At 62.1% G+C, this 25,558-nt stretch carries 29 protein-coding genes; 12 read left to right on the top strand and 17 right to left on the bottom strand.

Annotated features, from left to right (window positions below; all coding sequences use genetic code 11):
- Window positions 1-656, top strand: a 656-nt coding sequence (locus tag JCM21793_RS05640; RefSeq protein WP_025029733.1) for a complex I NDUFA9 subunit family protein, incomplete at its 5' end; no start/stop codon positions are given.
- Window positions 657-665: 9 nt separating this feature from the next.
- Window positions 666-1,433, top strand: a complete 768-nt coding sequence (locus tag JCM21793_RS05635) for a sulfite exporter TauE/SafE family protein (RefSeq protein ID WP_025029732.1) — start codon at window positions 666-668, stop codon at window positions 1,431-1,433.
- Between the two features lie 101 nt (window positions 1,434-1,534).
- On the opposite strand, the gene JCM21793_RS05630 is transcribed toward JCM21793_RS05635, so the two are convergent.
- From JCM21793_RS05630 to JCM21793_RS30870, 7 genes are read right to left on the bottom strand one after another with little or no spacing between them, the layout of a single operon-like run.
- Complete coding sequence (locus JCM21793_RS05630) at window positions 1,535-2,128, bottom strand: dihydroxyacetone kinase subunit L (RefSeq protein ID WP_025029731.1); 594 nt, start codon at window positions 2,126-2,128, stop codon at window positions 1,535-1,537.
- A 1-nt stretch (window position 2,129) separates the two neighbouring features.
- Window positions 2,130-3,125, bottom strand: a complete 996-nt coding sequence (locus JCM21793_RS05625) for a dihydroxyacetone kinase subunit DhaK (RefSeq protein ID WP_025029730.1) — start codon at window positions 3,123-3,125, stop codon at window positions 2,130-2,132.
- A gap of 8 nt (window positions 3,126-3,133) precedes the next feature.
- On the bottom strand, window positions 3,134-3,937 hold the full coding sequence (locus tag JCM21793_RS05620) for an HpcH/HpaI aldolase family protein (RefSeq protein WP_025029729.1): 804 nt from the start codon (window positions 3,935-3,937) through the stop codon (window positions 3,134-3,136).
- Window positions 3,934-5,460 carry a tripartite tricarboxylate transporter permease gene (locus JCM21793_RS05615; protein WP_025029728.1) on the bottom strand — a complete coding sequence of 509 codons (1,527 nt, stop codon included), beginning with the start codon at window positions 5,458-5,460 and terminating at the stop codon, window positions 3,934-3,936. Before JCM21793_RS05615 ends, JCM21793_RS05620 begins: the two co-directional genes overlap by 4 nt.
- Window positions 5,461-5,484: 24 nt before the next feature.
- A complete protein-coding gene (locus tag JCM21793_RS05610) occupies window positions 5,485-5,943 on the bottom strand; it encodes a tripartite tricarboxylate transporter TctB family protein (protein ID WP_007007143.1) in 459 nt (152 codons plus the stop codon).
- A 1-nt stretch (window position 5,944) separates the two neighbouring features.
- Complete coding sequence (locus JCM21793_RS30875) at window positions 5,945-6,349, bottom strand: tripartite tricarboxylate transporter substrate-binding protein (protein ID WP_280113493.1); 405 nt, start codon at window positions 6,347-6,349, stop codon at window positions 5,945-5,947.
- Window positions 6,247-6,921 (bottom strand): tripartite tricarboxylate transporter substrate-binding protein, encoded by a 675-nt coding sequence (locus tag JCM21793_RS30870; protein WP_202901402.1) that lies wholly within the window; start codon window positions 6,919-6,921, stop codon window positions 6,247-6,249. The genes JCM21793_RS30875 and JCM21793_RS30870 overlap by 103 nt, the downstream gene beginning before the upstream one ends.
- Window positions 6,922-7,104: 183 nt before the next feature.
- Between JCM21793_RS30870 and JCM21793_RS05600 the strand changes: the two genes are divergently transcribed.
- Complete coding sequence (locus tag JCM21793_RS05600) at window positions 7,105-8,118, top strand: LacI family DNA-binding transcriptional regulator (RefSeq protein ID WP_155983381.1); 1,014 nt, start codon at window positions 7,105-7,107, stop codon at window positions 8,116-8,118.
- A gap of 181 nt (window positions 8,119-8,299) precedes the next feature.
- Here JCM21793_RS05600 and JCM21793_RS05595 read toward each other — a convergent pair whose 3' ends face one another.
- Genes JCM21793_RS05595 through JCM21793_RS24360 form a run of 5 tightly spaced genes read right to left on the bottom strand, consistent with a single transcriptional unit; the run spans window position 8,300 to window position 12,625 of the window.
- On the bottom strand, window positions 8,300-9,751 hold the full coding sequence (locus JCM21793_RS05595) for an N-acyl-D-amino-acid deacylase family protein (RefSeq protein ID WP_025029726.1): 1,452 nt from the start codon (window positions 9,749-9,751) through the stop codon (window positions 8,300-8,302).
- A 30-nt stretch (window positions 9,752-9,781) separates the two neighbouring features.
- A complete protein-coding gene (locus JCM21793_RS05590) occupies window positions 9,782-10,315 on the bottom strand; it encodes a TRAP transporter small permease (protein WP_025029725.1) in 534 nt (177 codons plus the stop codon).
- Window positions 10,316-10,368: 53 nt separating this feature from the next.
- Entirely contained in the window at window positions 10,369-11,313 is a 945-nt protein-coding gene (locus JCM21793_RS05585) for a TRAP transporter substrate-binding protein (RefSeq protein ID WP_036539721.1), read from the bottom strand.
- Window positions 11,314-11,342: 29 nt separating this feature from the next.
- The gene (locus JCM21793_RS30865) at window positions 11,343-11,678 is read right to left on the bottom strand and encodes a TRAP transporter large permease subunit (protein ID WP_280113492.1); all 336 of its coding nucleotides are present in this window, start codon (window positions 11,676-11,678) and stop codon (window positions 11,343-11,345) included.
- Complete coding sequence (locus tag JCM21793_RS24360; RefSeq protein WP_280113490.1) at window positions 11,678-12,625, bottom strand: TRAP transporter large permease; 948 nt, start codon at window positions 12,623-12,625, stop codon at window positions 11,678-11,680. The genes JCM21793_RS30865 and JCM21793_RS24360 overlap by 1 nt, the downstream gene beginning before the upstream one ends.
- 132 nt (window positions 12,626-12,757) lie before the next feature.
- Here JCM21793_RS24360 and JCM21793_RS05575 point away from each other — a divergent pair, with 132 nt between their 5' ends.
- The 9 genes from JCM21793_RS05575 (at window position 12,758) to JCM21793_RS05535 (ending at window position 20,116) form a co-directional block, all read left to right on the top strand.
- Window positions 12,758-13,672 (top strand): LysR family transcriptional regulator, encoded by a 915-nt coding sequence (locus JCM21793_RS05575; RefSeq protein WP_081784640.1) that lies wholly within the window; start codon window positions 12,758-12,760, stop codon window positions 13,670-13,672.
- Between the two features lie 343 nt (window positions 13,673-14,015).
- The gene (locus JCM21793_RS05570; protein WP_025029722.1) at window positions 14,016-14,852 is read left to right on the top strand and encodes an IclR family transcriptional regulator; all 837 of its coding nucleotides are present in this window, start codon (window positions 14,016-14,018) and stop codon (window positions 14,850-14,852) included.
- Between the two features lie 8 nt (window positions 14,853-14,860).
- Window positions 14,861-15,622: an ABC transporter permease gene (locus JCM21793_RS05565; RefSeq protein WP_025029721.1), complete on the top strand. Its 762-nt coding sequence runs from the start codon at window positions 14,861-14,863 to the stop codon at window positions 15,620-15,622.
- A 50-nt stretch (window positions 15,623-15,672) separates the two neighbouring features.
- Window positions 15,673-16,674 (top strand): ABC transporter substrate-binding protein, encoded by a 1,002-nt coding sequence (locus JCM21793_RS05560; RefSeq protein WP_025029720.1) that lies wholly within the window; start codon window positions 15,673-15,675, stop codon window positions 16,672-16,674.
- A 74-nt stretch (window positions 16,675-16,748) separates the two neighbouring features.
- Window positions 16,749-17,135 carry an ABC transporter permease family protein gene (locus tag JCM21793_RS30080; RefSeq protein ID WP_007007154.1) on the top strand — a complete coding sequence of 129 codons (387 nt, stop codon included), beginning with the start codon at window positions 16,749-16,751 and terminating at the stop codon, window positions 17,133-17,135.
- Window positions 17,105-17,569 (top strand): ABC transporter permease, encoded by a 465-nt coding sequence (locus JCM21793_RS05550; RefSeq protein WP_007007155.1) that lies wholly within the window; start codon window positions 17,105-17,107, stop codon window positions 17,567-17,569. The genes JCM21793_RS30080 and JCM21793_RS05550 overlap by 31 nt, the downstream gene beginning before the upstream one ends.
- Window positions 17,542-18,438 (top strand): ABC transporter ATP-binding protein, encoded by an 897-nt coding sequence (locus tag JCM21793_RS05545; protein WP_025029718.1) that lies wholly within the window; start codon window positions 17,542-17,544, stop codon window positions 18,436-18,438. Before JCM21793_RS05550 ends, JCM21793_RS05545 begins: the two co-directional genes overlap by 28 nt.
- 252 nt (window positions 18,439-18,690) lie before the next feature.
- The gene (locus JCM21793_RS28130) at window positions 18,691-19,284 is read left to right on the top strand and encodes a sugar phosphate isomerase/epimerase family protein (RefSeq protein WP_081784638.1); all 594 of its coding nucleotides are present in this window, start codon (window positions 18,691-18,693) and stop codon (window positions 19,282-19,284) included.
- Window positions 19,285-19,291: 7 nt separating this feature from the next.
- Entirely contained in the window at window positions 19,292-20,116 is an 825-nt protein-coding gene (locus JCM21793_RS05535; RefSeq protein ID WP_036539715.1) for a shikimate dehydrogenase family protein, read from the top strand.
- A 2-nt stretch (window positions 20,117-20,118) separates the two neighbouring features.
- Here JCM21793_RS05535 and JCM21793_RS05530 read toward each other — a convergent pair whose 3' ends face one another.
- The 5 genes from JCM21793_RS05530 to accD form a co-directional block, all read right to left on the bottom strand.
- A complete protein-coding gene (locus tag JCM21793_RS05530) occupies window positions 20,119-20,937 on the bottom strand; it encodes a shikimate dehydrogenase family protein (RefSeq protein ID WP_036539712.1) in 819 nt (272 codons plus the stop codon).
- Window positions 20,931-22,037: an FG-GAP repeat domain-containing protein gene (locus JCM21793_RS05525; protein WP_162175213.1), complete on the bottom strand. Its 1,107-nt coding sequence runs from the start codon at window positions 22,035-22,037 to the stop codon at window positions 20,931-20,933. The genes JCM21793_RS05530 and JCM21793_RS05525 overlap by 7 nt, the downstream gene beginning before the upstream one ends.
- On the bottom strand, window positions 21,941-22,654 hold the full coding sequence (locus tag JCM21793_RS29440) for a hypothetical protein (protein ID WP_162175212.1): 714 nt from the start codon (window positions 22,652-22,654) through the stop codon (window positions 21,941-21,943). Before JCM21793_RS29440 ends, JCM21793_RS05525 begins: the two co-directional genes overlap by 97 nt.
- Window positions 22,655-23,207: 553 nt before the next feature.
- Complete coding sequence (locus JCM21793_RS05510) at window positions 23,208-24,551, bottom strand: bifunctional folylpolyglutamate synthase/dihydrofolate synthase (protein ID WP_025029713.1); 1,344 nt, start codon at window positions 24,549-24,551, stop codon at window positions 23,208-23,210.
- Window positions 24,552-24,601: 50 nt separating this feature from the next.
- Window positions 24,602-25,558 carry an acetyl-CoA carboxylase, carboxyltransferase subunit beta gene (gene accD, locus JCM21793_RS05505; RefSeq protein ID WP_025029712.1) on the bottom strand — a complete coding sequence of 319 codons (957 nt, stop codon included), beginning with the start codon at window positions 25,556-25,558 and terminating at the stop codon, window positions 24,602-24,604.

Genomic DNA, 25,558 nt, shown 5'->3' with positions numbered 1-25,558 from the left:
CGGAAGCCGCCCGCGCCGCCGGCGCGAAGCTGACCCACGGCTCGGCGATCGGCGCCGATCCGGAGTCCGACTCCGACTATGCCCGCACCAAGGCTCTCGGCGAACAGGCAGTGCTGGAAACCGTCAAGGATGCTGTGATCATCCGCCCCTCCATCGTGTTCGGCCCGGAAGACGACTTTTTCAACCGCTTTGCCAACATGGCGCGCTTCTCGCCCTTCCTGCCGCTTATCGGCGGCGGCGAGACAAAGTTCCAGCCAGTCTATGTTGGCGATGTGGCCGAGGCCTATGCCCGTTCGGTCGATGGCGATCTCGAAGGCGGCCAGATCTATGAGCTGGGCGGGCCGGAAGTGCTCTCCTTCCGCGAATGCCTCGAGGAGATGCTCGAAGCGACCTACCGCAAGCGGTGGTTCGTTTCCCTGCCCTGGTTCGTTGCGCGCATTCAGGCCCGCATTCTGCAGCTTCTTCCAAAGCCAATGCTCACCCTCGATCAGGTGAAGCTTCTGAAGACCGACAATGTCGTCTCCGAAGAGGCGAATGCGGCCGGGCGCACGCTCGACGGTCTTGGCATCCAGAAACACTCGCTGGCAGCCATTCTGCCCACTTATCTGTGGCGTTATCGCCCGGCAGGCCAGTTCACCCGCAAACAGTTCCTTTAAGGCGGGTCCTTGGGCAGCTTCGAGACGCTTCTGCCGGAAACGCTGGGCGCGATCCCGGCGCTTCTTCTCGTCATCGCCAGCTTTTTCACCTCAGCACTGACCGCTGCCTTCGGCGTGGGTGGCGGGGTGGCCATGCTGGCGCTGCTCGGCCTGTTCATTCCGGTCGCAGCCCTCATCCCGGTCCATGGCGCCGTCCAGCTCGGCTCCAACACCGGCCGCGCTTGGCATCAGCGCCCGCACATCCGCTTCTCGATCGCTACGCCGTTCATCGTCGGCAGCCTGATCGGCGCCGCTATCGGTGCCTATGTCGTGGTGCAGCTTCCCGACGCGCTGTTGAAGCTCGTTCTGGGCGTCTTCGTCATCGCCGTCACCTGGACGAAAATTCCCGGCGCGGCGCGGCTCAGCCAAGCAGGCCTCGCTGCCGGCAGCGCGGTTCTCGCGCTTGCCACCATGTTTGTCGGCGCCACCGGACCGCTGCTCTCGGCCTTCTTCGCGCAGCTCATTCCCGACGACCGCAAGGCGCTCATCGCCACCCATGCCGCCGGCATGACCGTTCAACACGCCCTCAAGGTGATCGCATTCGCGCTTGCCGGCTTCGCCTTCTGGCGCTGGCTTCCCTTCATCGCACTGATGATCGCTTCGGGTTATCTGGGAACCATTTACGGCAGCAGGCTTCTGGAAAAACTGCCGGAAGAGGCGTTTCGGCGCTGGTTCAGAATCGGCCTCACGCTGCTCGCACTCGATCTCATCCGCCGCGGCGTGATGGGGATGGTGTAGAGCCGCAGCTTCCCGCGCTCAAGCACCGGGAGCGCGACACCGCACACCTTTAGGCCTGATCCGAAATACGACGGGAGTGGAGGCGGGTATCCGGTTCCGCCTCAGCGAAGCCCCTCCGTTATCACCACAAGCGCCAGTTGCCCTGGATCGGGAAGGCCTACGGATTTTTCGGCAAAGATGCGCGCGCGTCCAGCCTGATTGGGCCTTTGCGTGAACTTCTCGACTGTATCCCTGGCGGCCGTCACAGCGGTTTCCATCAAGGCGCCGGACCGTTCGGCCTCAAGGGCGTGAACCTGGGCGTCGAGCCCGTCCAGAACGGTTTTTTCGCCCAGGGATGACTTGCCCCGGGCCAGCATGGCATCGCGTGCCTGAGCGAGGAGCCCGGCAATTTCATCGGGCCCGAACTCCGTTCTGTCCTTCAGGGCCTTCGCTGCCGCCATCAACCCGGTGGCCACCAGCGTACCGAAGGAGGAGGAAGACACCTGCTGAAAGGTCCTGGCCATCTCGAAGAAGGCCCGGCCAACGTCGTCGCTCAGGTCGAGCTTTGCGCAGGCCGAAAAGCCCTCGGCAACGGTGATTCCAAGGTCTCCGTCGCCCAGTTGCGCATCGGCCTGGCACAGAAACTCGCGATTTTCGCCCGCATGCTCGGCTATGCGGGCGAGTGCCGCCTTCAACTCGTTGGAGGTGATCTCCATTTCAGACTCTCCAGAAAGCGCAGTTGGCGGGTGCCGCAAGCAGGTCTTCCAGTTCATCGTCGAGCCTGAGAATGCTCAGTGACGCGCCTGTCATCTCCATCGAGGTCGCATAGCGCCCGACCAGGGGCATGACGACATCCACACCGATCTCCGAGAGACGCACGGCGAGGCGGCGGTAGAGAATGTACAGTTCCTCATGGGGCGTCGCGCCCAGAGAATTGACCAGCACGGAGACGCGGTCCCCCTTGCCGAGCGGACGGTCTGCCTGCAAAGTGTCGAACATCTCATCAAGGATGTCGTCTGCGGGCTTGATCGGACCGCGCCAGGTGCCGGGCTCTCCGTGGATGCCCATGCCCATCTCCATCTCGTCATCGCCGATGACGGAGCTCGCCTTTCCAAGCTGCGGGATGATGCAGGGCGTCATCGCCATACCCATCGACACGACGTTGCCGGAAGCCTTTCTGGCGAGCCGCGCAACCTCGTCGAGATCCGCCATGCGTTCGGCGGCTGCGCCAGCGATCTTGAAGGCATAGATCATGCCGGCAACGCCCCTGCGCTTCTCCATTTCTCCGCGCGGGGCGGAGGCGACATCGTCGCTGACCGCGTGGGAGGCCGTGCGGATGTCATCCTCGAAGGAGACCATCTCTGCCGCCATGTCGAAATTCATGACATCGCCGCCGTAATTACCGTAGAGACAGAGGACCCCGGCCCCGGCATCTACCGCGCGGATCGTTTCCGCCATCTGATCGGCTGACGGGCTGGCAAAGACGTTGCCGATGGCACAGCCATCCAGCAATCCCGTGCCGACATAGCCGGTAAAGACCGGCAGATGCCCCGAACCTCCGCCGGTCACGATACCCACCTTGCCTTTGGTCTTTTCGCCAGCGCGGGTAATGATCCGGTGCGCCGGTTTGGCATAGATTTCGGGATGCGCCGCCACGAGCCCATCGAGCATTTCATCGACGTAGTTCTGCGGATCGTTCAGGATCTTCTTCATGACATTCCTCAATAGGTCAGGCTGGGAGAAACGGCTTTGGCACCCGGCGAAAGTTCGGCCAGCATTTCCTGGTGAGCCTGGCGCGCGGCACTGAACAGAAGGCCCACATCGCTCGGCCCGACAATGAACCGGTAACCGGCTTCGCGCAGTTCGGCATAGCTGCGGCCGCCGCCGGTGATCGTGCCAAGACGCAGATTGGCTTCACGCGCGGTCTGTTCAATCTGCTGCTTCAGCTTCTTAAGTTCGGGGTGTTCAAGCTGCTCCAGAAGGCCAATGGAGCCCGACAGATCGTTGGGGCCCACAAATGCCATGTCGATCCCATCAACGGCGGCGATGTCCTTCAGATGTGCCACAGCATCGACATGCTCGCACTGCACCATCACCAGCAGGTCTTCATGAGCCTTCTGCGCGTAATCGGCCTTACGCCCGTAAAGCGAGCCGCGCACGATGGGAGCCGCATAACCACGCGCACCTCTCGGCGGATAAAGGCAGGACCGGGCAATGGCCTTGGCCTGCGCAACCGAATTGACCATCGGCACAATGATCGACTGTGCCCCGCGATCCAGTGCACGCTTCAGCGTGGTGTCGGAGGAATCCGGCACACGCAGCACGGCCTGACCGCCCGCCGCCTGCACGACACGTATCAGGCTGAGACCGTCTTCCAGCGGCGCGGCACCATGCTCGCAGTCTATGACCACAACATCCCAGCCCGCATTGACGACGATGTCGCAGGCTTCCGGTGATCCGGTGTTAATCCAGGTGGCGGCGATGGTTTCGCCGGCCATGAGGCGTTGCTTCAGAAGGTTGGTCATGCGTCGTTTTCCATGGTTCGCTGAGTTTTTTCCGGGTGGATGATCGCCCGGAATGCTCGGTAGAGGCAAAGGCCCCAGATCAGGATCGCCGCGACGCCGAGAACCAGCGATATATCGCGCGAGAAGAAGGGCAGAAACTCGCCCTGGGATTTGATCATCGATGTCATGAAGTTCCGCTCAAGCACCTTGCCCAGCACGACGCCAAGAATTGCCGGCGCAAGGGGGATGCCGCCCAGCGTCATGGCAAAGCCGACGATGCCGAGCGTGATGATGATCCAAATCGAGAAAGCGGAGTTCATCACCGCGAAACCGCCAATCAGAGACAGGCCTAGAATTAGCGGCATGAGCAGGCTTTTTGACATGCGCATGAGTTGGCTGGCGAGCAGGATGGCCAAAGCACCAGTGAAAACCATCGCAATGTTTGCCAGCAGGAACGCACCGAAAAGCGTGTAGACGAGATCGCCACTGCGCTCGAATATGTCGGGTCCGGGGTTCAGCCCCTTCATCATCAGAACGCCGATGGCGATGGCCGTTACGCTGTCGCCCGGAATGCCGAAGATGAGCGCCGGCGTCCATGCGCCGCTGACGGCGGCATTGTTGGAAGCACCGCCATCGACGATCCCCTCATAATGCCCCTTGCCGTATTTCTCCGGCGTTTTGGAGAAGCGGCGCGAGACCGCATAGGCGATCCACGCCGCGACATCGGAACCCGCGCCCGGCAAAACGCCGATGAAAACGCCCAGCGGCCCGGACCGGATCACGCTGACCCAGCGCTGGCGCACCACTTTCAACGCATCGCCGATGGCCTGCCGGAGCGGCTCCATCTTTGGCGATTTTGCATCTGCACGCGGGGCTTTGGGCTCAAGCGCCGCGCGGAACAGCTCTGTCAGCGCGAAAAAGCCGATCATTGCCGAGATGAAATTGACGCCGTCATAAAGATCGTAGAGGCCGAACGTGTAGCGCGGCATGCCGACCGCGACATCAATGCCGACGCAGGCGATCGCAAGACCTATGAACAGGCTGGCGAAGGTTTTGGCTGGCGGCGCGTCCGAAACGAAAACGGCGCAGCTCAGACCCAGGGCCGCGAGCCAGAACATTTCGTAGCTCGAGAAATTGGTTGCGAAACCGGCCAGCATCGGCGCAGCGAGGCTGAGAGCGATGACGCCGATCACCCCGCCGGCCGCGCCAGAAAACAGCGAGACAAAAAGAACGGTGCGCGGCCTGCCCGAATGGGCGATGGTGGAGCTGTCGGCGACATAGGCTGCAGAGGCCGGCGTTCCGGGAATGCGCAGCAATGCGCCGCTTATGTCGCCAGCGAAAATTCCAGTCGACGTGGTTGCCACGATTGCGGCGATGGCCGGCACAGGGTCCATGAAGAAGGTGAACGGCACAAGCAGCGCCACCGCCATGGTTGCGGAGAGACCCGGCAGGGCACCGACAAGAGCGCCGTAAAGTGTGCAGAGCACGATCGTCAGCAAAAGCGCCGGGTCTGCGAGCTGGGAAAAGATTGCTGCAAAGTCCATGGATCAAACTCCCACCCTTTCGCCTTACCAGGCGACTGGCAGGAGAAGGCCCCAGGGCAGCGCGACCTTCATGATCGAATAGAAGATGAAGTGGAACACGGCCGTCGCCAGCACTGAAAGCAGAAGGGCTGAGGGCAGCGAACCGCCGAAAAACAGGGTCGCGGCGAAAAGCAGAGCGACGGTGGAAATGTGGAATCCGACCGGGTCCAGCGCCAGAGCGTAAAGAACGATCATGGCAACAAGCAGCGCCACGCGGGCAACGCCCCGGCCGTCGATCCGCATAACCTCCGTGAGGCTGCGCCTTTCACGCCCGAGAAGTATGAGCAGGCCAGACAGGGCCATTCCGGAAGAAACGATCTTTGGGAAGAAGCCGGCTCCGAATGCAGTGCCCGCGGGGGGATCAAACCCCCACGCGCCTGCAAACATGGCCGCGCCGGCGGCGATCAGGACAAGGCCCGTCACCGCATCGCGGGTGAACTGCATGTTACTGACCCTTGGCCATCCCGATTGCCTTGACGGTGTTGCCAAGGCCCTCGTCATACTGGGTCATGAGATCGAGCAGCTCCTTGCTGCCGCCCCAGACAACCGGTGCGCCGAGGCTGCTGCGAAACTCGGCCCATTCCTTCGTTTCCACGATCTCTTTGAGAGCTGCCTCATAGCTGCATGCAATGTCTTCCGGCATGTTGGCCGGCGCCGAGATGGTGGTGTAGGCTGACAGGGTCCAGCCGCTCGGCAGTTCCCTGGCAGTGAGCGGCACGTCGGGATACGCTTCGCTCGGCTTGTCGCTCATATAGGCAAGCGCCTTGATCTCACCGGCATCGATAAGCGTCTTTCCTTCCAGAAGCGAAGGCGTGACCATGTCGACACCACCGGCCAGAAGCTCCTGCAATGCGCTCGCCGACCCCTCGGAGGGGACCCAGCGGATGGTCTCGGCTTCAAGCCCTTCGGCATTGAGCATGCCGCAAGCGCCAGATGCCAGATACCGCCGAGCGCCGTTCCCGATGCCGTCAGCTCACCCGGGTTTTCGCGTGCGTGATCCAGCAGTTCCTTGAGGGAACCGAACGGGCTGTCCTTGGAAACAAGCACGCTGGCTGATGGCTGGTTGATGAGCGCTATCGGCGTGATGTCCCTGTAGGTCAGGTCCGTCAAACCAAACCAGTGCATCGTGTTCATCTCGACCGTTGCAGCACCGATCGTGTAGCCATCCGGCTTTGCGCGGGAGATGGCCGAATGCCCCACCACGCCATTGCCGCCGGTGCGGTTGACGACATTGAAAGGAACGTCAAACTTCTGCTGAAGCATCGTTGCGAGCTGACGCGTGTTGGTATCCGTGGTACCGCCCGCTCCCCACGGCACGATGACGCTTACTGGCCGCTCCGGCTTCCAGTCGCAGGCCGCGTAAGCGGCAGAAGCCCATGCCGTCGCAGCAAGCGCGACCGCAGACACAATTGTCCTTTTCATGATTTCTCTCTCCCAAGATTTGCGGGCCTAAACCCTCTCCTTCAAAGAGAAGCATGACATAGGGATTGAAGCTCGGTCAATCGTTTTATTAAAACGATTGACCGAGCTGGAGAAACGATTGACGTGCGCCCCGGATCGGGCGACAAGCTGACAGGCAGGGGAACCAACAACAAAGACACTCAGATGATGGCACGCGTAACGCTAAAAGACATCGCGACGGCGACGGGGCTCTCCGTCTCAAGCGTCTCGCTTGCGCTGCGCGGCGACAAGCGATTTCCCAAGGAGACGCTCGACCGGGTGCGGGCGGCCGCAGACCGCCTTGGTTACATATACAATCAGGGCGCAGCCGATTTGCGCATGTCGCGCAACAATACGATCGCCGTCTGCCTCGGAGAGCTTTCAAACCCGATTTTCAACGACATGCTGATTTCCGCGGAACGTGAGATTCATCGCCGCGGCAGAAGGCTTCTTCTGGGCATCACGCGTGAATCACGCGAGCGGCAGGCCGACTTTTTGCGCCAGGCATTGCAGATCGGTTGTGAGGCTCTGCTTCTCTGCCCGGCCTATGGGACCACGCGCTCCGATCTGGACGAGATTCTTGTGAGAAACGGCCAGCCGCTTCTGCCAACGGTGCTGTTCTTCCGTTCAATCGAGGGCTTTGCCGCCCCCCAGGTGGTGAGCGACGAGTTTCATGCCGGACAATTGTCGGCCCGAGCGGCGATGGATGCGGGGCATCGGCGCATGTACTGGATCGGTGGCGGACAGGAAACAAGCGCTTCCCGACTGCGCGAGGCAGGCGCAGTGTCCGAGTTCCGCCGCGCTGGGCTCGAACCCGTGCGCATCCTTCATGGTCCCACCTCGCGCGCTTTCGGGTTCGAGGCAGCAACACGCATTCTGTCTGAGGACAGGGCCGACGACATCGCCCTGCTCTGCTTCAGCGACCTGATCGCGCTCGGGGTCATCTCTGCCTGCCACAAGATGGGCCGGCGTCCGGGCTCAGACGTCTCGGTGATCGGTTGCGATGACATGAACGAGGTGCAGTTTGCGGTTCCGCCGCTGACCACGATCCGCACCGACATTGAGCACATCATAGAACGCGCAATGCAGGCTGCGGTCGAACGTGACGAGGCCGGCCTCATCACGTTCGAGCCAAAGCTGGTTTTGCGAGAGAGCCTGCGCGTAGCCCCGCGAACCTGACTGCGACGAAGAAGGGCAGGGTGTAGCCCGCCTTAAGTCAGCAACGGCTAATGCTGCTATCCTGATTTGAGGCCAGCAGCTTCTACCAAAACACTCCCACAAATGTCTGAACTCCTTCCCCGGGGATCAGACGCTGAAGCAAATTGCAGTTCTGGTACTCTGGCGTCTGATGCGATTGCCATCAGACCACCATGCATGGGGCGGTCTGTTCGAGGGGGCGACCGGGTCGTGCGCCGGTTTTCTGCCCATCGACCCAGACCTCGCGCCCGTTGACGAAGACCCGGTCGATGCCCACCGCCGGGCGGATCGGCGTCTCGAAGGTTGCACCTTCGGCGATGGTGTCGGGATCGAATATGACGAGATCCGCAAAGCCGCCGACGGTGATCCGTCCCCGACCGCCTAGCCCGAAGCGATCGGCCGGCATGGAGGTCATGCGGCGCACGGCCTCTTCCAGCGAGAACAACGAAAGGTCACGGGCATAGTGACCAAGCACGCGCGGGAACGTGCCCCAGACACGGGGATGAGGATGCTTGCCGCTCGGGATACCGTCCGAACAGATGATCGTGTGCTCGTAGGACAGGATGCGCTGAACATCGTCTTCGCTCATGATGAAGAAGATGCCGGTCGCAGGCAGAAGCTTCTGGAGCGCGGTGTCAATGTCGGTGCCCCATTCCTCGGCGATGTCGGAGAGGTCTCGGCCCGCCATCTGCGGGTAAGGAATGCTTTCCGCAACGATCACGCGGGTCGCCTGCCTGTGCCTGCCGGAATCGAGGATGGTCGACGACGCAATCCACGGCGTCGTGTCGAGGCCCACATCCTGCTCCTGCATCGCATCATCGATCATCTTCAGCGTGGTGACCGACATGCCGTGGTTGGCGAGCCCGGCGCATTTGTGATGGGAGACATGCACGCCGCAGCAGGATTCACGCCCCACGGTGAAGGTCTCTTCAAGCCCCTGAACCACGCGGTCGCCCTCGTCACGCATATGGGTGACATAGAGCTTGCCATGGGCCTGGGTGATCTTCGCCACCTCGATCAGCTCCTCGGTCGTAGAGGCGCGGGCGGGCGGGTAGAATGGTCCGGTGGAAAGGCCGATTGCACCTTCGCCGAGCGCACGGTCGAGCTTGCGGCACATTTCTTTCAGCTGTGCTGCATCGGCGGCCTTGTTCAGGTCGGGCAGTTCGTTCACGCGAAGCGTGGAATGTCCGATCAGACAGGCTGCATTGACTGCTGCCGGTTCCGCCAGAAGCCGGTCGCGATAGGCGGCGTAAGTTTCAAACCGCAGCGCTTCATCTTCAATGATCATGCGCAGAGGGGCCGGGATCTCGCCCTTCGGCACCAGTGGTGCGATGGAGAAACCGCAATTGCCGTTGATAACGGAGGTGACGCCCTGCGACGTCATGAACTCCATGTCGGGCTGGGTGAGCATCGCAGCATCATGGTGCACATGCGGATCGATGAAGCCGGGTGCGACGACGCGGCCAATTGCTTCGATCTCGCGTCCGGCCGTCCAGTGCTTCAGGTCGCCGGTGGCGACAATGCGGTCATCGGAGACGGCCACATCACCCTTGCGACGGGGGGCACCTGTACCGTCGATGATGTCTGCGCCGCGGATGATGAGATCAGCGTGCATGGGAAGGCTCCTGTATTGTTGCGTCGAAGGTCAGGTGGCGTCGCTGTCCGCTGGCGGCACGCCGTTATCGCCGCACCAGCGGGCGGCGAGATGAACGAGAATGAAGACGATCATGATAGGAACGGCCACGGCGACCCAGAAGGTGCTGAAGGGCAGCGCGTCGGCCATAGTGCGGCTGTGGCGCAGCAGGAAACCGCGCGCCGGATTCATGTTGGGGCCATAGAAAACGTACCAGAGGATCGGCAGTAGGTAGATCAGAACCACGGTCGATCTCATCAGTGCGGCGGCGAACCCGAGAAGCGCCCTCCGCGAGCCTTCACCGGTGAAGAGCGCCGGATCGAACCGGTGCTTGAACGATATCGTGGCCCCCATGAGGCCGGCCCAGATCATTGCGTATCGGGCCAGTTCCTCGGTATAGGCCGGCGGCTGGTTGAACACGTAGCGCGCCAGGACCTGCAGTATGACGGCCCCCACGAGGATCACCAGTGCCACGCCGGCCATCACTGTGGCCAGACGATTGAGCCCGTTGCTGATGTGGATGACGGATCTGGCGATGTGTTTCATGGGGGTGGCCATTGCTTAGTCTGCGACGGAGTCGCGGGCTTTAATCCAGATGCTCAACTGGTCGTCGGGCAGAGACGTTGCCAGGTGGCACGCGCCAGCTCGGCCATCTTTTCGCGTTCGCCTTCGGCCAGCTCGGTGATGGTCACGCCTGCGGCTTCATGCTTCGCGCGCACTTCGCTGGCCCAGTTGTTGACCCAGTCACGGTTGGCTTTCTTGCCGGCTGCGAGGGCCGCGTCGATCTGGCCTTTTTCCTCATCGCCCAGAGAAGCGTACCAGTCTTCCGAGATCAGAACGATGCGCGAGGACGGCGTGATATCGGCGGGCGTGAAGTGCTTCAGAAACTCGGTGTGGCCGGTGCGGATGGCCGAGTTCGGCGGGTTGAAATAGCCATCGGCGACGCCGGTCTGGATGGCGTTCGCCACTTCCGACCAGGAGACGATCGTGCCGGTCGCGCCCAGCGCCTCCTGCAGTGCGATCTGCTCGCTGTTGAGCGCGCGGAAGCGCAGATCGGACATGTCCTCGACCCTGGAGATCGGCTTCTTGGAATTGTGAATGCCGATATCCATGCCGATGTAATTGACGTCCACGAAACGCACGCCGTTGTCGAGAAGCGGGCCGTTCATCTGCTCAAGCATGTCCGTTTCAGAAAGCACGGCGTCGATCTGTTCGCGGTTCTCGAAGAAGAACGGGAGCTGTACGCCCTTCATCAGTGGCGACATGCCGAACCCGGTGGAAAGGGCGGCGAGATTGACCTCCAGAAGTCCCTGGGCAACTTGGTCGAAACGCTCTTTTTCCGAGCCCAGCGTGCCGGACGGGAAGATGGAGACCTCGAATTCGGTTCCCTTGAGCGCATCGGCAAAGCCGTGGGCGAAGGCTGCTTCCGGGTTGGTCGCCGTATCGTCGGCGCCGTTCATCGCGATCTTGATGTCAGCGGCCTGTGCAGCGGCGGTCATGAGCGCAAGCGCCGAAATGGCGAGGGCTTTGGGTAAAAACTTCATTTTTCTCCTCCGTTTTATTTCGTTTTTCGTCAGGCGAGCCCCAAAAGGCGTGGAATGGCCAGAGAAATCTCCGGGAAATAGGTGAGCACCAGCAGCAGCGCGACTTCGGCCAGAAAGAAGGGCAGGGTGGCGCGTATCAGCCGCCAGTAGTTCATGCGCACCGTGGTCGCGAGAATCAGCAGAACCCCTCCGAGCGGCGGCGAAAGAAGGCCGGTGGTGATGTTGAAGCAGATCACGATGCCCAGATGCACGGGGTCGACGCCCATGGCGATTGCGACAGGTGCGAAGATCGGGGCGAACAGCGCCACGGCGGCCTTCACATCCATCGCCATGCCGGCCACCAGAAAGATCAGGTTGATCAGCATCAGATACTGCAGCGGCTCAGGTTCCAGTCTTCCACCGTCGCCTTGATGGCCTGTGGCCATTGCAGAAGCGCGGCGATGTAAGAAAAGGTCGAGATCGCGCACAGGATGATGAACAGCCCGCCGAGCATCACCGCCGTGCGGTGCAGGCTTGCGCCCACCTGGTTCCAGGTGAGATTGCCATGGGTAAAACCGACCACCAGAGCCGCAATCACGGCCACTGCAGCCGCTTCAGCCGGCGTCATGAAGCCGAACAGCGTGCCGCCGAGAATGATCACCGGCAGGGTCATGGCGGGCAGGGCCCTCAGAAGCGAGGGGAAGAACGCAGGCACGTCTTCGCCCGGGCCGCCGGGATGGTTGTCGCGGTGGGCGTAATAGGCGTTGATCGCCATCAGAACGCCGGCCAGAAGCAGTCCGGGCAGAATGCCTGCGGCGAAGAGCGCGGTGACGTTCGTTTCCATCAGCGCGCCATAGAAAATCAGGATGGACGAGGGCGGGATGATCGGGCCGATGATCGAGGATGCGCCCGTGATCGCAGCTGCGTAGTCGAGCGAATAACCGCGTCGGCGCATTTCGGGCACCAGCGAATTGCCGAGTGCGGCGGCGTCGGAGACAGCCGATCCCGATACGCCGGCAAAGAACACCGAGGTCATCACGTTGACATGGCCCAGGCCACCCTTGAGGCGTCCGAGGAAAGACATGCAGAAATCGATCAGCGCGGTTGCCAGACCACCACGGTTCATCAGGTCGCCCGCGAAGATGAACAGCGGCATGGCAAGAAAGGCGAACACATCGAGCTGGCTGAAAAGCCGCTGGGGCAGCACCGCCATATACATCTGACGGTCTGCGGCAATGAAGGTCAGGATCGCGGAAGCGCCAATGACATAAGCAATGGCGGCGCCGGCCATGAGGCCGAAAACGGTGAATGCGATGATAAGCGGCGCCTGCATTGCTCTTGGGTTCCCCTCCCCGATGGCTCACACAAATCTGGCGAAAGCGCTTGCAATAGAAAATAGAAAAGATTTCACTATTCCATAGTATATATCTATGGGCTGGCGGAAAGACGGGGAGGTTACGCGGCCGTGAAACCACTGACTTTGCAGCGCTTGCAGGTTTTCTGCGCGGTCTACGAGCGGCAGTCGATCACGGCAGCGGCGCGGCAGATGAACCTGTCGCAACCCACGGTGAGCCGGCATCTGCGTGACCTCGAAGCGGCCATCGGCCTGACGCTTTTCGTGCTCGACAAGGGGCGTGTGATCCCGACCGTCGAGGCGGACGCCATCTACAATGAGAGCCGTTTTCTCTATGACGGGATCAGCCGGCTGGAGCGACGCATCGACTCGCTGCGAAAGGGCGTCGGCACACGTCTTCTGGTAATGTCGGTCGGGCTTTTCGCGCCCTATTTCGTGCCCACCGCACTCCGCAGGGTGCTGGATGCGATGCCGGGCCTGCGCGTTGCCGTGGATGTGGGCACCGCACAGCAGCAGGTTCAGGCGATACGTGCGGGCATGGTCGATGTCGGGCTCGTCATCGGCAGGTTTCAGGCTGACGACATATCCACAGAGCCGCTGGGGCGTGGCCGTCTGGTGGTGCTCAGCCCAAAGGACGGCCCACTGACGCGGCTGGACCGTGTCAGGCTGGAGGATCTCAGCTCCGTGCCGATGCTGGGGCTGACCCCGCGTGGCCCCATCGGACGTGTGCTGAACGAGGCGCTTCTGGAGCGCGGGCTGCCTTTCGACAACACGGTGACGGGCAACACACTGGTCTCGGTACCCCATCTCGTTCTGGCGATGCAGCGTTCCGCCGTAGTCGACGAGTTCACCGCCGCCTTTCACGGTCTCGACGGACTGGTGACACTGCCGCTGGAGCCCGACCTGCCGCTCGATATCCAGTCGATCTCCATGGGGGCGACGGCAAGCAAGGTCGCCAGCCAGCTCTTCCTGAAGGAAATGCGGGGAATGCTCGCCGACTGGCAGGCAGGCAAGATGCAGTTCTAGAGTTAAGACTCTTAGCTCCAGCCAAAGGTGTTGGTTCGGGAATTTTGAGACCGGCGCCGGAGACGGGATCGCCTTCGCTGACAGCCGCTTTCAGAAGCCGCTTGTCCCAGGGGATCTGTAAACCTCAACCCCAGACCAGTGGCGTTGACAGAATGGACCGGCCCAGACCGGCATCTCGCTTTCCACCTTTGCGCCGGTTGGGATATCTGGCAGATCAGCATCGTGTGGTCGGTCGAATATCCAGGACGGATGCCGTGATGTCTGCACGACTTCACCAAAATGGAATTCTATTCCAATTTGGAATCAAATGTTGTATAAGCTGCTCTAGACTAGGGAGGAATGGTTGACCGTTGCCGCTGTAGACCGCTGTCTAACGATACTGGAGGCCCTTGCGGGCGAGCGCGAACCGATCGAATTGACAGACCTCGCCAATCGGCTGGACATGCCGGCAAGTGCAGTTCACCGCACGCTGACGACACTCGTCTCGCATGGGTGGGTGCTGCAGCACAGTGGAACCCAACGCTATGCGCTTTCGCTTCGCATGAGCACACTCGCCTTTCGCAATCTCGATGTCCGCGCGGTGCCCGATGTGGTTCAGTCCGTTCTGGACAAGCTGGCGCGCGAGACACGTGAGTACTGCCGGCTGGCAATCGTCGAGGGCGAGGACCTCGTCTGGGTCGCCCGCGCGCAGGGTGCCGTCACGGGCCTTCGCTACGATCCCGAGATGGGGCAGGAGATCGTTCTGCATGCCACAGCCAACGGCAAGGCCTGGCTCTCCACACTTCCCGAATCCGAGGCGTTGCGCATTGTATGCGCCCGCGGCTTCGGCGCGCGGCGGCCTCTGGGCCCCAACAGCGCGACCAATGTCGATGAGTTCCGTGCTCGGCTCGTCGAAACGCGCGAGCGCGGATACGGAACTTCCGTCGAGGAGGCCGAGGCAGGAACGGGCGCTGTGGCGGTGCCCTTCTTCAACGGAGTTGGGCCGGAAGCGCCTGTCGCCGGTACGATAAGCGTTGCCGGCCCCCTCGTGCGGATCACGCCCGATCGATACGATGAGCTGGCGACCGCCCTGAAGAGGGCCGCCACCGAAGTTGCCGAAATCTGGTCTCTGCGAAGCCGTCAGCGCGGTTACAAGCCTGTCATGGCGGCACCGCGCCCGCATGCGCCGGCGGAAGTTTGAGACACAAGATGATGCGGCGCATTTCGATATTGCAGCGTTCTCTGGAGCCGGTCCTCTGGTTCGCCGGCCTGCTGCTCATCTGGGAGGTGCTGGTCCGGGCGCTGCATGTGCCGGTTTACGTGTTGCCGGCACCGTCGCAATTCCTGTCGCGCCTTTTCGAGGATTATCAGAGGCTCGGCTATCACGCACTGGTGACGACACGGCTGATCATCTACGGCTTCGTCGCGGGAGCAATTCCCGGTGTCGTACTCGGTTATCTGATTGCGAAATTCCGGCTCGCGGAGCAGGTGCTCTATCCGCTCGTCGTGTTCATTCAGGGCCTGCCGAAGATCACACTCGCACCGCTCATGCTGGTCTGGTTCGGGTTCGCGGATTTCCCGAAGATACTGCTTACCGCGCTGATCACCTTCTTTCCGATTCTGGTCGACAGCGTCACCGGGTTCAAGTCCATCGATCCCCGGCAGTATTACCTCAGCCGCTCGGTCGGTGCGTCGTGGTGGCAGACATTCCGGCTCTTCGAACTGCCGTCCGCCGCACCCAGCATCTTTTCCGGGTTCAAGATCACTGTCGTCATTGCGGTCACGGTGGTGATCGTCGTCGAGTGGATGAATTCGCAGAACGGGCTCGGGTATCTGGTCCTCAGGGGGATGGACGATTCCGACACGTCGCTGATTTTCGCCGTACTCGTGGTCGGCTCGATGATCGGCGTTTTGCTCAGTTGGGGGATGGAACTGGCCGAAAGGACATTGCTGCCCTGGCGGCGGCGCTGACCGGTTCATAATCGAGGAACAGGCATCAAGATAAACAAAGGGAGGAAGGAATGCAGTTCAAATTGAGGCATGTGGCGGCGGGGGCAATGCTCGCATTGCTCGCAGGAAGCATTCCCGCGCTGGCGCAGGACAAGCTCCAGATGCAAATGAACTGGACAGCCGATTCCGCGCATCTCGGATTCGCGGTGGCCCAGGCCAGGGGCATCTACAAGGACCATGATCTCGAAGTCACCCTGACGGAGGGGCGCGGATCGGCCGTGGCCGCACAGCTCGTGGCAACCGGGCAGACGGAGCTCGGCTATGCCGACACCGGCGCAACGCTCAATGTTGCTGCGCAGGGCGCGCCGATCAGGATCATCGCAACCATCTGGAAATCCGGCCAGTTCGGCATTCAGTATCTGGCCGATTCCGGCATCAGGGAACCGAAGGATCTTATCGGCAAGAAGCTGGCGGTCTCTCCGGGATCGGCCATGCTGCCGCTCATTCCGGTTTTCCTGCGTGCCAACGGCATCGAAGAATCTCAGGTGGAGATCGTCTCGGCGGCGGAAAGCGCCTTTATCGGCCTTCTGACATCCAAGCAGGTCGATGCGGTGTCGCAGACGCCGGAAAACATCGTCGTGCCGCTGGCTGCGCAGGGCATCGAGGCCGGCAATATGTACTTCTACAACAACGGCGTTCCCATCGCGAGCCTCGCCCTGGTGGCGCGTGAGGACAAGCTCGAGGCCAGTCCGGATGTCTACAAGCGCTTTGTCGAAGCGACGGCACTGGGCTGGCAGGAAGCCATGAAGGACCCCGAAGCCGCAGTCGACGCCCTGCTCGAGATTTTCCCGGAGACGGCGCATTCGAAGGAGAACCTCCTTCAGTCGGCAAAGTTCAGCTTTGCATCGGTCTGTCCCGGCGGTCCCGGTGACGCCATTGGCGTGACGGACGCTGAAACCTGGGAAAAGATGTACAGCGTCATGACGTCGGCGATGAACCTTCCCGATACCAAGCCGGTGACGGATTACTACACGCTCGACTATCTGCCGGGCACGCCGGTGACCTGCCCCTGAGGCTGGTTGGTCGCAGGATCCTGTCCGGGCGCACAGCGCCCGGGCATCAATCTCACGCGGAAAGTTTCGTAGGCATGTCGCAAACAGCTTCTGCCATCACGCCAGCACAAACGGGAACGCGTGCGCGTCTCATGGCGGCATTCGGCGGTTCGTATTTTTCTTCCATCCTGATCGGGACGGTGGCGGTGCTGTTGCTGCTTGGATTGTGGGAGGCCGCGCTTCGCTTCTTTGAAGTGCCCATATGGCTTGCGCCCAAACCATCGGATTTCCTGGCACGGCTTTACACCGACAGGGCATTGATCGCCGGTCACGCGTTCTGGACCTCCCTCACAATCGTGGAAGGTTTCGCCCTTGGCGTGCTGGTGGCAATCCCGCTGGCGCTGGCAATCGTTTCAGTCGGCGCCTGGAGCGGGGACTCTATCCGGTTATCGTGTTTCTCAACATCATGCCAAAGACGGTGATCGGACCCATCCTGATCATCTGGTTCGGCATAGGCCCGCTGGTTGCCGCGCTGATCGTTTTCCTGATGAGCTTCTTTCCGGTTCTGGTCGATTCCATGTCGGGCTTCCGACTGGTTGACCGGAGGCTCTTCTACATTTCGCGGTCCATGGGAGCGAACCCGTGGCAGACCTTCTGGAAGGTCCGGCTGCCGGCCGCAATGCCGCATATTTTCTCTGGCATGAGGATCGGCGTGGTGAAGGCGGTCGAGGGCGTCATCATCGCCGAATTCATCGCCTCAAACAAAGGGCTGGGCTTCATGATCGTGCGCGCCTCGGCGTTTATGGACATGACACTGATGTTCTCCGGGCTTGTAGCTGCGGCGATCGTCGCGCTGATCTTCAACGGTGCGATGAGCATTATCGGGCAATGGCTGATGCCGTGGTCCAGACACTGAACCCGCACAAGGCGACAATGAAGGACATGACGAAGGCAGACATGAAAACCCGAACTCCTTCCGGTCTGGCGCATCCAGCCGGCAACGCAGGCGCTGCGGGCGCCTCGATCAATGCGCGCGGGCTGACAAAGGTCTTCGGCAGTGGAGACACAGCATTCCACGCGCTGGGGCCCATCGATCTGGATATCAAGCCGGGAGAGTTCGTTTCCATCATCGGCCCGTCAGGGTGCGGCAAGAGCACGACCATGCTCCTGGTGACAGGACTGGAGCCGCCGAGCGCCGGTTCGGTGGAGATTGACGGGAAGCCGCTCACCGCTCCGATTTCGGAGATCGGCATCGTCTTTCAGGATCACCTGCTCCTGGATTTTCGCACCGCCATCAACAATGTCATGCTGCAGCAGGAGATCCGGGGTCTCGACAAGGCCACACTCAGGGGGCGGGCCGACGCTCTCTTCGAGCGGCTCGGCCTTTCGGGGGCGGAAAACCGCTATCCGTGGCAGCTCTCCGGCGGCATGCGCCAGCGCGTTTCGATTGCGCGCGCTCTGGTTCACGATCCCTCAATGCTGTTGATGGACGAGCCATTTGGCGCGCTCGACGCGATCACACGAACGCAGATCCGGCACGATCTGGAAATGCTCTGGCTTGAAACGCGCAAGACGGTGCTGTTCATCACCCATTCCATCGAGGAGGCGGTCGGCCTGTCGGATCGTGTTCTGGTGATGTCGAAGAGCCCTGGCACGATTGTCGAGGAGATCGTCATCGACCTGCCGCGCCCGCGCCCGGCCCATCTGGGCGAGTATCCCGAGTTCTCGAAATATGCCGAAAGAATCTATCGGATATTCGAGAAACTTGGCGTCTACAAATTCTAGAGTCATGGTTGAAACGTCGCAATTGCCTGAATTCGTGTTCAATGAAGCGACCGTTCGCGAGAGGTGGGGTCTTGAACCCTTCCTTAAAGGATGCGCCGCTCGTGGTCTGTCACGCGCGTCCCTGTGGGGCGATGAGATCGACAAGGTCGGCCTTGAAGAAGCCCGCCGGATACTGGCCCGCACAGGCATTTCCACATTCGGCTTCAATCGGGCGGGACCGCTTCTGGGTGCGGGAGCTGCGGCGCGAACGGAATGTCTCGACCGCGCGCGGCGCGCGGTGGACATGGCTGCCGAACTTGCAGCGGACCACGTTCTGGTTTTTTCCGGTGGGCTCATGGAGGCAGTCGCGATCTCTCCGGCGCGCGGGCACAAACCGAAGACGCACTCGGCGAGCTTCTCGACCATGCGCGCGCGGTCGGAATGACGCTGGCTTTGGAGCCGTTGCATCCCATGGTCGCTGGCGACCGCGCGGTGATCCTGAGCCTCAGTCACGCCAACACTCTCTGCGAGCGGCTGGGCGGGGGGATAGGCATCGTGGCCGACGCCTATCACATTTGGTGGGACGAACGCCTGGAGGCAGAACTCGCCGGCGCCGGCGCAGCCGGAAGGATACTGGGCTTCCATGTCAGCGACTGGCTGGTGCCGACACGGCATGTCCTGCGTGATCGCGGCATGATGGGCGACGGTATCATCGACCTGGCCGGAATGTGGCGTCAGGTGCAGGCTGCCGGCTATGCCGGCCCTGTCGAGATAGAGATATTCTCGGATCGATGGTGGGCGGAAGACCCCGATCTTGTCCTCGACACGGCGCTCGCGCGGTGCCGGAGCATCTTTTCGGGAGGATGACCGGATCATGAGCGACAGTATTCCAAATCTGGGAGGCGCCTCGCGCATCTATGCGGTGTTCGGCGACCCGGTGACTCAGGTCCAGACACCCACCCTCATCAATCCGATGTTCGCGGCAAAGGGGATCGATCTCTATGCCGTTCCGTTCCATGTGACCGGCGAAACCCTGGAGGCCGCCTGGCGCGTTTTTGCGGCGATGGACAATGTCGCAGGCATTGGCGTGACGGTGCCGCACAAGATCGCAGCCGCGCGCCTGTGCGACGAGCTGACCCCCGCCGCCGCCGCTGTCGGCGCGGTGAACTCCATCCAGCGCCGGGGCGACGGCTCCATGCATGGCGCGCTTTTCGACGGGCTGGGCTTCGTGCGCGGACTTGCCGTTAATCGCGACCGTCTCGCCGGCGCGTCGGTTATGCTCGTCGGCGCCGGTGGCGCGGGGCGCGCCATCGCGCACACACTCGCTGGCGAGCAGATCGGCCGGCTGGCGGTGATCGATGTTGATGACGACGCGCTTGGATTCACCGTCGACATGGTCAATCGCGTGATGGGCGCACCGGTCGCGCAGCGGGGTTCCTGCGATCTGGCGGGCATCGACGTCCTGATCAACGCAACGCCGGTCGGTTTGAAATCCGCAGAGGCTTTCCCTGTCGATCTCAATGATCTGGGGCCGGAAATGCTGGTAGCCGATATCGCGGCGCTGGCGCGCGATACGGAATTGTTGACGCTGGCCCGCCAGCGTGGCGCGGCAACAAGCGATGGCCGCGACATGCTTGAGGCCCAGATCGCACTGATCGCCGGCTTTGTGGCCGGACTAGAGGCCGGAACGCCGCTCTGAAGTCAGACCTTCGCCTGTGCCTCGGCCATGTGGGCGGCAATGAGGTCCACCTGCCCGCGGATCATATGAATGCCTGAATGGATTTGTGCACCACGCGCCCGGGCAGCTTCCAGAAACGGCGTCACTTCAGGCTTGGCGATCACCTCCGCAATCAGCATCGTCCCGTCGACAAGGTCTGTATCGAAGGGCAGAGGATCGCTGGCTGAAAGACCGAGCGACGTTGCGTTGATGACGATCTGGCCGGGCTCGGGCCGGGGTTCCCCGGCGCGCGCGAAGGAGCGGCCCATTTTTCGATTCACGTCCTCTGCCAACTCCTCGGCTTTGGCATGGGTACGGTTGGCGATGGTCAGCGATGCGGCCCCTTCCTCAGCGAGCGCGAAGGCTATTGCTATCGCGGCCCCGCCGGCGCCGAGCATGAGGCAGTGGCTTCCAGAGGGCGTGTGGCCCTGCCCTTTCAGACCGCGAACGAACCCCTTTCCGTCGAACTGATACCCCCTGAAGGAACCATCGGCCTCCCGCCGCACGAGATTGACGGCCCCGACTCGCTCGGCGAGTGGTTCAAGGCTGTCGCAAAGTGTCATTGCCGCCTGCTTGTGCGGCAGGGTGATGCCGAAGCCAATCAGGTTTCCAAGTGCCTTGAGCCCCTTCCAGGCCGTGTCGAGCTCATGAACGCTTATGTGCAGCGGTACGCACACGATGTTGACTTTGCGGGCCGCGAAGATCGGGTTGATCGTCGTCGGTGTCATCACCTGCGCGATGGGGTCGCCGATGACACCCATGATCTTCGTCGATCCATCGACTGTGATGCCCGGGGCTACCATGAGAGATCCTCCCGCTTCAGCCACACAAGGCTGCCGTCTTCAACGCCGACCAGCAGGCCGAGCTCGCCGCTGCCGTCCCAGTCGACGGCTTCGGGCGAAGCGACGTGCATGGCCATCTGGATCGTCTCACCGCGAAACCTGAACTCTTTCGGGAAGGCGAAGACCGGTTCGGTATTGGAGCCGATGTTCTCGAGCAGGAAGATACCGGCCTGGCCGGTCGTGTTGCGCGGCTGGCCGGTGGGGCCGGGCGGCACGGAGGCGCGCGCATGCGTACCGATAACGAGATCGATCCGGCCATCGCCGGTCCAGTCCACGGCGCAGAGTTTCACCCGTCCGCGACCACCGCCGACATCCTGCGTGAAACGCATTTTTGAGCCGTCTTCCCACCGCAGATGCCGCTTATCGGCAAGCTCGGTGTCTGACGCACGGCGGAAGTCCGACAACAGACCGTCTTCGTCCAGCGCGAGATAATGAAGCTGGCCGTTGCCCAGCCAGTCGATCACGGCAGGACGCACACGCCAGACCGTCTTCAGCGGCCTGCCCTGCCATGTCAGCGGGCGCGGCGCTTCAAAACGGGGCGGTACCGTTCCCCCGTCATTACGGTAGAAATTGTGGTGGCCGTTGACGTCGCTGACGAGAAGGTCGGGATGGCCGTCGCCGTCCCAGTCGGCGATCGTAGGACAGGAATAGCCAAACATTTTTTCAGATGGCCCCTGAATGGAGCCCGTTAGCCCGGCGGCAATGCGCACCGGCTTTCCGCCCGCCTCGATCATGACTTCCCGTGCGAGCGCCGGGGCCTCCCGGGGGCCAAGGTTCTCGTAGAACAGAAGCTCACCCGTGCTGTTGCCGACCACGAGGTCGGGCAGGCCATTGCCGGAAAAATCGTGCGCGGCGGGCGAGGGCAGGACGCCGGCATGTATCGAAGGTTCAACGCCTTCCACGCGTCCGATCTTCTCAAAAGCCGGCTGCCCATCGGGACCGGTGCCCGTGTTGCGGAGGAACGTCACATAGCCGTCCTCAGCGCCAACCAGAATATCAAGCCGCCCGTCGCCGTCCCAGTCGACGGCGCAGGGCAGGTGAATGCACTGATCCAGAAGCACGGGGGCGCCGGCGGCATCGCCAACCAGCCTCGGCTGCTCGAAGGCGAAAGGCCCGGTCTGGCGCGCGAAGTGCAGGATGTTCCAGAACTCGCCGCAAACCACGCGTCGCGCCCGCCGCCGGAAAAATCTCCAAAGGCCGGCGCGCATTGCCCATAGACCTCCAGCGGGGTTTCGCCCCCAAGAACCGGTCTTCCGCGGCCGAGCTCCGGTGCGCTCAGTGTTCCCGTGTTCTTGAAAGCATAGAGGAAACCGCGCAGCGGCCCGCCAAGCCACCGGCCCGCTGCATCATAGGCGCGATAGCCGACATCGTTCCATTCCAGACCGTTCGGCCAGTAGTCGTCCCATGAATCGGTGCCGACAACGAGCTCGGGAACGCCGTCGCCATCGATGTCGTGGAAGCGGGCCATATGGAAATATTCGTTGCCCTTGACCCAGTCTGCCTCAAGGTCGAGCGCCACCGGATCGCCGAAGCGCGGTTCGCGAGCGGTGCCAATGTTGGGGAACAGGTAAATCTGCCGGCGCATCCGCGACACGGAGAGGAGGTGGAAGCGGTCGCCATCGCGTACGGCGGTGACGTACCCACGGACACCCTCGACAATCCGTTCGCGGCCCAACAACGGTGTGCCGTCCGATTTCGTGCCGATCTGCGGATAGAGAAAGACGCGGCCTCATAGCATGTGTCCCAGCTGGACAGAAGCAGATCGCGACCGCCGTCGCCATCCCAGTCAACCACATCGACACAGGTGATGATGCGCCCTGCGACCGGGGCCGAACCGACATCGGGGTGATAGGCGATTCTCTGATCCACATAGGACGGGCCGGTCCAGACCGACGCGTCATCCTCCCACCTGGTCACGCTCAAAATGCTTCTCCTCCGTTTTTGGAATCCTATTCCAATTTCATTTCGTATCATAGTGCGCGGCAAATGAAACCTGCTGATGGATACGAAACGAAGATCGCGATCAATGGCCGCGTGCCGGTGATGCCTGCGCCAGTCACGCTGGCCGGCCGCATCGACGACGGTGGGCTCTCACGACTGCCAGACTGGCATTCGAAAGTGACGATGTGGAGATATTGCTAGCCGCGCGCCAGTCGGGCGAGCCGCGCCTCGACCCGTCCTTCACCGCCTTCTGGCAGAGCGAAGGCCGCATGGACGTTCATGAGGTCTCTTCAGCGCGGCGGGGTGCCGTTTTCGGCGAGAACCGCGCCGATCAGATAGAGCGAACCGCAGATCAGGATGCGGGGCGGGGGTTCGGTGCCGTCGCGGCCCGCATCCAGCGTGTCCCGCAGAAGCTTCAGCGCATTGACCACCGAATGAACCGGCTCGGCCGAAAGCCCCGCCTCCATGGCGCGCGCCGCCAGTTCGGCGTTGGGCACACCGGCATCGCTCGCATCCACCGGAACCGTATAGACATGGCGGGCCATGCCCTCAAAGGCACGGAAGTAACCGGTCTGGTCCTTGGTGTTGATCATGCCGGCGATCAGGAAAAGCGGGCGCGGCGAGCGGTCTTCCTCCGAAGCCAGTGCCTCGGCAATCGCCTCGCCGGCACCGGGATTGTGGCCGCCATCGATCCAGATCTCCGCCCCTTCGGGCCCGAGTTCCGAAAGCGCGCCCTTTGGCAGGCGCTGCAAACGGCCGGGCCAGACAACGCGCTCCATCGCCGCCTCGGCCGAACGCAGGCCAACAGGAAAGCCCGCCGCCTTGACGGTGGCGATGGCCGCCGCCGCATTGGCGATCTGATGCCGGCCCGCGAGCTGCGGCAGTGACATGTCGAACAGGCCATCATTGTCCTGATAGATCATGCGGCCGTTTTCCTCGAATGCCAGGAAATCCTCGCCATAGACGGTGAGCGGGCAGGCCAGTCTTTCCGCGGTGTCGACAAGCACCTCGCGCGCCGCATCGAAGGGCTGCTGGCCAACGACGACCGGACAGCCCCGCTTGATGATGCCTGCCTTCTCGACGGCAATCAGCTCCACCCGATCGCCGAGATAGGCTTCGTGGTCGAGCGAGATCGGCATGATCAGGCTGGCGGCAGGTCGGGGTATGACATTGGTGGCGTCGAAGCGGCCGCCAAGCCCGACCTCGACAATCGCGGCATCCGCCGGATGCTCGGAGAAGAGCACGAACATCACCGCCGTCAATATCTCGAAGACGGTGATCTTTTCGCCTTCATTCGCTTCGGCCACCCGCGCCACGGCATCGGCCAGAACGGCATCCTCAACCAGTTTTCCGCCGCCTTCCGCACCCAGCCGGTAGCGCTCGTGCCAGTTGACCAGATGCGGCGAAGTGTGGACGTGGACTATGCGGCCCGACGCCTCCAGCACGGCGCGCGCGAAGGCCGTGGCCGAGCCCTTGCCGTTCGTGCCCGCCACATGGATGACCGGCGGCATGTTCAGATGCGGATTGCCCAGCCGCTCGAGCAGGCGCGTGATGCGCTCAAGCGAAAGGTCGAATCCCTTGGGATGGAGCGACAGAAGACGCTCGATTTCCCGCTCGGCGGAGAGAGTGGTCATCAGAATCCTGCCCGAAGGGTGGGGTTTTCAGCCGGCAAACTTTTAACCGCTCATGCCTTCGGCTGTTCGGCTGGCGCTTCCGCAGCCTCGACGGGCACCGGCCCCATTTCGGCGTCGTCCGATGCTTCGTCTTCCAGCATATCGGGCGCGGCGTCTGCCTTTTCCTTCAAGAGGATTTTCAGCAGACGGGCGATAGTTTCCTTCATCTCCAGCCGTGAAACGACCATGTCGACCATGCCATGATCGCGCAGGTATTCGGCGCGCTGGAAACCTTCCGGCAGCTTTTCGCGAATGGTCTGCTCGATCACGCGCGGGCCGGCGAAGCCGATCAGCGCACCCGGCTCTGCAATATGCACATCGCCCAGCATGGCGTAGGAGGCCGTCACGCCGCCGGTCGTGGGGTTGGTGAGCACGACGATGTAGGGAAGCCCCGCCTCTTTCAGCCGGTCGAGCGCGACCGTGGTGCGCGGCAGCTGCATCAGCGAGAGGATGCCTTCCTGCATGCGCGCACCGCCCGAGGCCGCATAGAGCACCAGCGGGAGCCTGCGCTCCACCGCCGTCTCGAAAGCGCGAACGATGGCCTCGCCGGCGGCCATGCCGAGCGAGCCGCCCATGAAGGCGAAATCCTGAACCGTGGCAAGCAGCTCCAGCCCCTGAACACGACCAACGCCGCTCAGTACGGCATCTTCCATACTGGTCTTGGCCTTCGCATCGCGCAGGCGCTCGGTATACCGGCGCTCGTCGCGGAATTTCAGCGGGTCGGTGACGACCTTCGGGCTTTCCAGCGCCTCGTATTCGCCACCGTCGAAGAAGCTTTTCAGCCGCTCGCGGGCGGAAATCTTCATATGGTGACCGGAAGAGGGAATGACCCAGAGATTGTCTTCCAGATCCTTGTGAAAGACCATCTCGCCGGTCTCGGGATCCTTGATCCAGAGGTTCTCCGGCATATCCCGGCGGCCGAGCATCGAGTTGATCTTCGGCCTCACATAGCTGGTGATCCAGTTCAT

This window comes from Nitratireductor aquibiodomus NL21 = JCM 21793, assembly GCF_000615975.1.
Lineage (GTDB): Bacteria > Pseudomonadota > Alphaproteobacteria > Rhizobiales > Rhizobiaceae > Nitratireductor > Nitratireductor aquibiodomus.
This window is presented reverse-complemented; position numbering and strand designations above follow the sequence as displayed.